Source organism: Paenarthrobacter sp. NPDC091711 (assembly GCF_044756605.1).
Lineage (GTDB): Bacteria > Actinomycetota > Actinomycetes > Actinomycetales > Micrococcaceae > Arthrobacter.
In genome coordinates this window covers 50,244-56,690 of the sequence record NZ_JBIVTF010000022.1, presented here as the reverse complement: position 1 = coordinate 56,690, position 6,447 = coordinate 50,244, and the positions used below count along the sequence as shown (strand labels likewise).

The 6,447-nt window shown below is 61.9% G+C and carries 6 protein-coding genes; 4 read left to right on the top strand and 2 right to left on the bottom strand.

The window, feature by feature from the left end:
* Nucleotides 1-115 precede the first annotated feature (115 nt).
* Both ACIQH5_RS21240 and ACIQH5_RS21235 read right to left on the bottom strand, forming a co-directional pair.
* A complete protein-coding gene (locus tag ACIQH5_RS21240) occupies nucleotides 116-1,321 on the bottom strand; it encodes an amidohydrolase (RefSeq protein WP_024820064.1) in 1,206 nt (401 codons plus the stop codon).
* Nucleotides 1,322-1,432: 111 nt separating this feature from the next.
* Nucleotides 1,433-2,566, bottom strand: a complete 1,134-nt coding sequence (locus tag ACIQH5_RS21235; protein WP_400407422.1) for a mannose-1-phosphate guanylyltransferase — start codon at nucleotides 2,564-2,566, stop codon at nucleotides 1,433-1,435.
* Nucleotides 2,567-2,820: 254 nt separating this feature from the next.
* Between ACIQH5_RS21235 and sdhC the strand changes: the two genes are divergently transcribed.
* The 4 genes from sdhC (at nucleotide 2,821) to ACIQH5_RS21215 (ending at nucleotide 6,348) form a co-directional block, all read left to right on the top strand.
* Nucleotides 2,821-3,201, top strand: a complete 381-nt coding sequence (gene sdhC, locus ACIQH5_RS21230; RefSeq protein WP_011773978.1) for a succinate dehydrogenase, cytochrome b556 subunit — start codon at nucleotides 2,821-2,823, stop codon at nucleotides 3,199-3,201.
* Between the two features lie 3 nt (nucleotides 3,202-3,204).
* A complete protein-coding gene (locus ACIQH5_RS21225) occupies nucleotides 3,205-3,666 on the top strand; it encodes a succinate dehydrogenase hydrophobic membrane anchor subunit (protein ID WP_400407420.1) in 462 nt (153 codons plus the stop codon).
* A gap of 100 nt (nucleotides 3,667-3,766) precedes the next feature.
* The gene (sdhA, locus tag ACIQH5_RS21220) at nucleotides 3,767-5,566 is read left to right on the top strand and encodes a succinate dehydrogenase flavoprotein subunit (RefSeq protein WP_400407419.1); all 1,800 of its coding nucleotides are present in this window, start codon (nucleotides 3,767-3,769) and stop codon (nucleotides 5,564-5,566) included.
* A complete protein-coding gene (locus ACIQH5_RS21215; RefSeq protein WP_011773975.1) occupies nucleotides 5,566-6,348 on the top strand; it encodes a succinate dehydrogenase iron-sulfur subunit in 783 nt (260 codons plus the stop codon). The genes sdhA and ACIQH5_RS21215 overlap by 1 nt, the downstream gene beginning before the upstream one ends.
* Nucleotides 6,349-6,447 lie beyond the last annotated feature (99 nt).

Genomic DNA, 6,447 nt, shown 5'->3' with positions numbered 1-6,447 from the left:
GACCAAACGATTCGTGAACTTCACCATGGCAATCGACACCCTTCAATATTCAGGTGTTGCGATCACCGCATGATTCAGCGCGCTCAGAACGACCTCAACTGCTACTCAGTTGGGTTTACTGCTCGAGGTCGCGGATGGTACGCAGGGCAGCCGCGGTCAGGACGCGGATGGCGTAGCCGAGGGCGCGTTCGTCAACAATGAAGTCGCCGCGGTGGAGGTCGTACTCTTCGCCGCCGGGAGTGTGCGTTCCCAGGCGCATCATGGCTCCCGGAAGGTCGGCCAGGAACCAGGCGAAGTCCTCGCCGCCCATGGACTGCGGAGTGAGGACCACTGCGTTCTCACCCAGCTCAGCGCGGGCCGAGGCTTCGATGAGGGCCGTCTCGTGTTCCGAGTTCACCACGGGCGGCACGCCACGGGTGTGTTCCAGGTGCACGTCCACGCCATAGGGCGCGGCAACCTGCCGCACGACGTCGTCCAGCAACTCCCCCGCACTATGCCAGGCATCGCGATCCAGGCAGCGCATGGTGCCTGCCATGTAGCCGGAGCCCGGGATGGCGTTGGGTGCGGACCCGGCAGAGATTTGGCCCCAGACCACCGATACGCCACTGCGTACGTCCACCCGCCGGGAAAGGACGGCCGGAACGTTGACCGCAATTTGCGCCAGCGCGAACACGAGGTCCTCAGTCAGGTGCGGCCGTGACGTGTGGCCGCCGCGGCCTGAGAGCTCAATTTTGATGGTGTCCGAGGCCGAGGTGATGGCACCGATGCGGGTGCCGATCTGGCCCACGTTAATCCGGGGGTCACAATGCAGTGCCAGGATGCGCGGCACGCCTTCCAGCACTCCCTGCTCAATGCAGGACAGCGCACCTCCCGGCATGGTCTCCTCGGCTGGCTGGAAAATGATCCGGACCGTGCCGCCCAGAGGATTGTTCTTGTGCATCCGCTGGAGCGTGAGGGCAATGCCGAGCATGGCAGTGGTGTGGACATCGTGGCCGCATGCGTGGGTGACGCCATGGTTCTTCGAGGCGAACGGCAGACCGGTTTCCTCAATGATGGGCAGTGCGTCAATGTCCCCGCGGAGAGCCGTGGCAATGGGGCCCTCGCCCACGTCAACCGTCAGCCCGGTCTCCTCCAACCGCCGCGGCTTCAACCCGGCTGCTTCCAGCCGCTCCACAAGCTTGTCCGTGGTGCGGAACTCCTTGAAGGACAACTCCGGGTGCGCATGGAGGTCGCGCCGGAATTCGATGAGTCCGGGGAGCAGTTCATCAACCCAAGGACTCACAACGGGAGCGGGCTCGGTTTCAGTGGTGTAATTGCGCACGTCACAACTCTAGCCATGCGCGGCTCCTGAAGAACGAAAGCCACCTCTTGGTTACGCTGCGTTCAGACGCAGGACAACCAAAGAGGTGGCTCACGGTATAAGGCAGATGTACTACAGCACGTCCGTATCGCCGCTGGCTTTCAGGGCGTCAACAGTGCCCTTGACCAGCTGTGCGTGTTCCTTGGTGGTGACCAGGAGCGCGTCCGGAGTGTCCACAATGACCACGTCCTTGATGCCGATCAAGGCGATGACGCGCTTGGTATCGGAAACCACCACGCCGCTGGCGTTCTCGGCGAACACCCGTGCGCCCTCGCCAAGCACCGTCACTTCATCAACGTCACCTGCGTTGTTCAGGCGGCCGATCGCTGCGAAGTCGCCAACATCGTCCCACCGGAATGTGCCAGGCACGACGGCGACATCGCCGGCTTCCGCTGCGGGCTCCGCAACGGCGTAATCAATGGCAATCTTCGGCAGCGTCGGCCACACACGGGAGGTCACTTCTGCGCGCTGGGGCGTGTCCCAGGCCTCGGCAATTTCCTGCAAGCCTGCGAAGAGCTCCGGCTGGTTCGCCTCAAGGTGCTTGAGCATGAGGGCTACGGGAGCCACGAACATGCCGGCGTTCCAGACGTAGTCCCCTGCCTCGACGTACTTGTTGGCAACTTCCTGGCTGGGCTTCTCAACGAACTCAGCCACGGCAAGTGCGTTCGGAGCACCTTCGACGTTGAGGGCAGCGCCTGAACGGATGTAACCGAAGCCGGTGGAGGGGTGGGTCGGTTTGATGCCGATGGTGACGATCTTGCCAGTGGCCGCGGTGAAGATGGCCTCGCGCACGGTCTCCAGGAAGAGATCGTCCGGGCTGATGACCTGGTCCGCAGCGAAGGAACCCATGATGGTTTCCGGATCGCGGCGGTAAAGGATGGCGGCGGCAAGGCCGATGGCGGCGCCGGAGTCCTTGGGCTCGCTTTCCAGCACCAGTTCGTCGTCCCCTATTTCGGGGAGTTGGCGGCATACGGCGGCGCGGTGCGCCTCGCCGGTCACAACAAGGACCCGTTCACCGGCCAGGGGTTCCAGGCGGTCGTAGGTAGCCCTCAACAACGTGCTGCCGGAACCGGTCAGGTCGTGGAGGAACTTGGGCGCAGCGGCACGCGAGAGTGGCCAAAGCCGGGTCCCCACACCGCCCGCCGGAATAACCGCATGGAAGCGGTTCAATGGCGATTCCGGGTAATTCGCGTCTTCTGTACTCACCGCAACACTTTATCCTGTGCTGGCGGGAAGCCCTGCAGCAGGACACACGTGTGGCGTTCGTCTCAGGCAGTGGCCACAAAACGCCTGAATATCGGCAGGAAACATGGAATTAACAAGGAGAGAAGCCCGTCCTAAATTGAATATGCTGTGAGCGAAGCCTAGATTTAGGCGTGAGCTACGAGTGCTCTCGCAGCAGGCGTTCCCCCCGCGTGGATCCCATGCCAGCGCCGCTGTGTTGCAGGAAGGTTTAATCAGTGCCGACAAAACCAGCTGGCACCTTGTACCGCGGCCGTGAAGGCATGTGGTCCTGGGTTGGACACCGCATTACAGGTGTAGTGATCTTTTTCTTCTTGTTGGTCCATGTGTTGGACACCTCATTGGTGCGCGTGTCCCCGGAGGCTTACACCGCCGTCATTGGTGCCTACAAGAACCCCCTCATGGCCCTGGGTGAAACGGGCCTGGTCGCCGCGATCATTTTCCACGCCTTTAACGGCCTGCGTGTGATCGCCATTGACTTCTGGAAGAAGGGCGCAAAGTACCAGCGCCAGTTGCTCTGGGTCGTGCTTGCGCTGTGGCTTGTCACGTTCGCAGGCTTCGCCATCCGCCACCTTTCCCTTGCGCTGGGAGGCCACTAAGCCATGACAACCATCGAATCTCCGCGCAGCGGCAAGATCACACCGAAGTACAACCGCACCGGCTCCAGCCGTGGCAACTTCGAAATGATCGCCTGGCTCTTCATGCGCCTCTCCGGCATCATCCTGGTGGTGCTGATCTTCGGCCACCTGTTCGTGAACCTGCTGGTGGGCGAGGGCATCCACGCAATCGACTTCGGCTTTGTTGCAGGTAAGTGGGCCGATCCGTTCTGGCAGTTCTGGGATCTCGCCATGCTGTGGCTTGCCATGCTGCACGGCACCAACGGCGTCCGCACCATCATCAACGACTACGCCGAGAAGGACTCCACGCGTTTCTGGCTCAAGATGGTCCTCTACGCGGCCACCCTGGTCATCATCATCCTTGGCACGCTGGTGATCTTCACCTTCAACCCGTGCCCCGTCGTCGACGGCGTTCAGTTGCCTGGCGGTTTCTGCCCGGCCCCGTAGCGGCGCTTCCCGGTGGCTCCCAGTGAGTGAACCGGTTCGCCTGACGTAGCGGAGCAGCCTCCGCCGACCATCTGAATTTTTGAAAGAGAGAGCATCTGGTATGCAGGTCCATAAGTACGACGTCGTCATTGTCGGTGCAGGTGGCGCCGGCATGCGCGCCGCGATCGAATCCGGTCAGCGAGCACGCACCGCGGTACTGACCAAGCTCTACCCCACCCGCTCGCACACCGGTGCAGCCCAGGGTGGAATGTGCGCAGCACTAGCCAACGTCGAAGAAGACAACTGGGAATGGCACACCTTTGACACCATCAAGGGTGGCGACTACCTGGTTGACCAGGATGCCGCCGAGGTCATGGCGAAGGAAGCCATTGACGCCGTGCTGGACCTGGAAAAGATGGGTCTGCCGTTCAACCGCACGCCCGAGGGCCGGATTGACCAGCGCCGCTTCGGTGGCCACACCCGCGATCACGGCAAGGCACCCGTCCGCCGTGCGTGTTACGCAGCTGACCGTACCGGTCACATGATCCTGCAGACGCTGTACCAAAACTGCGTCAAGCACAACGTTGAGTTCTACAACGAGTACTACGTCCTTGACCTGCTGATCGTCGAAGAGGACGCAGTACGCGAAGACGGTACCCCGTACAAGCAGAAGCGTGTTGCCGGCGTGGTCTCCTACGACCTCGCCTCCGGCGAACTGCACGTCTTCCAGGCCAAGTCTGTTGTGTTCGCCTCCGGCGGCGCCGGCAAGGTCTTCAAGACCACGTCCAACGCACACACCCTCACGGGCGACGGCATGGGCATTGCGTTCCGCCGTGGCATCCCCCTGGAAGACATGGAGTTCTTCCAGTTCCACCCGACCGGCCTCGCCGGCCTGGGCATCCTCCTTACCGAGGGTGCACGTGGTGAAGGTGCCATCCTGCGTAACTCGGAAGGTGAGCGCTTCATGGAGCGCTACGCCCCCACCATCAAGGACCTTGCACCCCGTGACATCGTGGCCCGCGCCATGGCCAACGAGGTGCGTGAAGGCCGCGGTTGTGGTCCGAACAAGGACTACGTCCTGTTGGACCTGACCCACCTTGAGCCTGCACACATCGAGGCCAAGCTTCCGGACATCACGGAGTTCGCCCGCACCTACCTTGGTGTGGAACCGTTCACCGATCCCGTTCCCGTGTTCCCCACGGCTCACTACGCCATGGGTGGCATCCCCACCAACATCACCACTGAAGTGCTTCAGGACAACGACACGATCGTCCCGGGCCTCTATGCAGCCGGTGAAGTTGCTTGTGTGTCCGTTCACGGCTCCAATCGTCTGGGCACCAACTCGCTCCTGGACATCAACGTGTTCGGTAAGCGCGCCGGCATCGCCGCTGCGGAGTACTCGAAGACGGCCGACTACGTGGAGCTCCCCGAGGATCCCGAGGCTATGACCCGCGGCATCCTCAGCGGCTTGCTGGAGGGCAACGGCACCGAGCGTGTTGCGCAGATCCGTAAGGAACTGCAGGACACCATGGACGCCAACATGCAGGTGTTCCGCACCAAGGAATCCTTGGAGCAGGTCCTCCGCGACATCGAGTCCTTCGAAGAGCGGTACAAGCACGTCACCGTTCAGGACAAGGGCAAGCGCTTCAACCTGGATCTCCTGGAAGCAGTGGAACTGGGCTTCCTGCTGGACATGGCCAAGGTCATGACCGTTGGTGCACTGCACCGTGAAGAGTCCCGTGGTGGCCACTACCGCGAAGACTTCCCGGACCGCAATGACGAAAAGTTCATGAAGCACTCCATGGCTTACCTGGACAACTCCGTCACCGTCGACTCCTCGGCGGAATCCGTCGCGGGCATCCGTCTTGAGACGAAGCCCGTCATCTTCACCCGTTACGAGCCGATGGAGCGTAAGTACTAATGACGACCGAAATGGCAGAGCCCGCTTCCAAGATCGAGCTCCCGGCAAGCGTTGCCGGCGACGGTGAAATTCCCACGTTCCACATCACGCTGCGCGTGCGCCGCTACGATCCCGAGATTTCGGACGAGGCACGCTGGGATGACTACAAGCTGACCATGTACGGCACGGACCGCGTGTTGGATGCCCTCCACAAGGTCAAGTGGGAGATTGACGGCAGCGTTTCCTTCCGTCGCTCCTGCGCCCACGGTGTGTGTGGCTCCGATGCCATGCGCATCAACGGCCGCAACCGCCTCGCGTGCAAGACGCTGCTGAAGGACCTGGACACCACCAAGCCCATCACCGTCGAGCCGATCAAGGGCCTCCCTGTGGAGAAGGACCTGATTGTGGACATGGAACCGTTCTTCCAGTCCTTCCGCGAAGTCATGCCGTTCCTGATCAACAAGGGCCACGAGCCCACCAAGGAACGTCTGCAGTCCGTTGAAGACCGTGAGCGCTTTGATGACACCACCAAGTGCATCCTCTGCGCTGCCTGCACCTCGTCCTGCCCGGTCTTCTGGACCGACGGCCAGTACTTCGGTCCGGCCGCGATCGTCAACGCCCACCGCTTCATCTTCGATTCCCGCGATGACGCCGGCGACATGCGCCTTGAGATCCTGAACGACAAAGAAGGCGTGTGGCGTTGCCGCACCACCTTCAACTGCTCGGAAGCATGCCCCCGTGGCATCCAGGTGACCCAGGCAATCGCCGAGGTCAAGCAGGCCATTCTGGCCCGCAAGATCTAGTTCAGCGTTCACCTAAGAACAAGCACGACGACGGCGCCGCTCACCACTGATGGTGAGTGGCGCCGTCGTCGTTAATCAGCCGCAGCCGTCGCCTCAAAT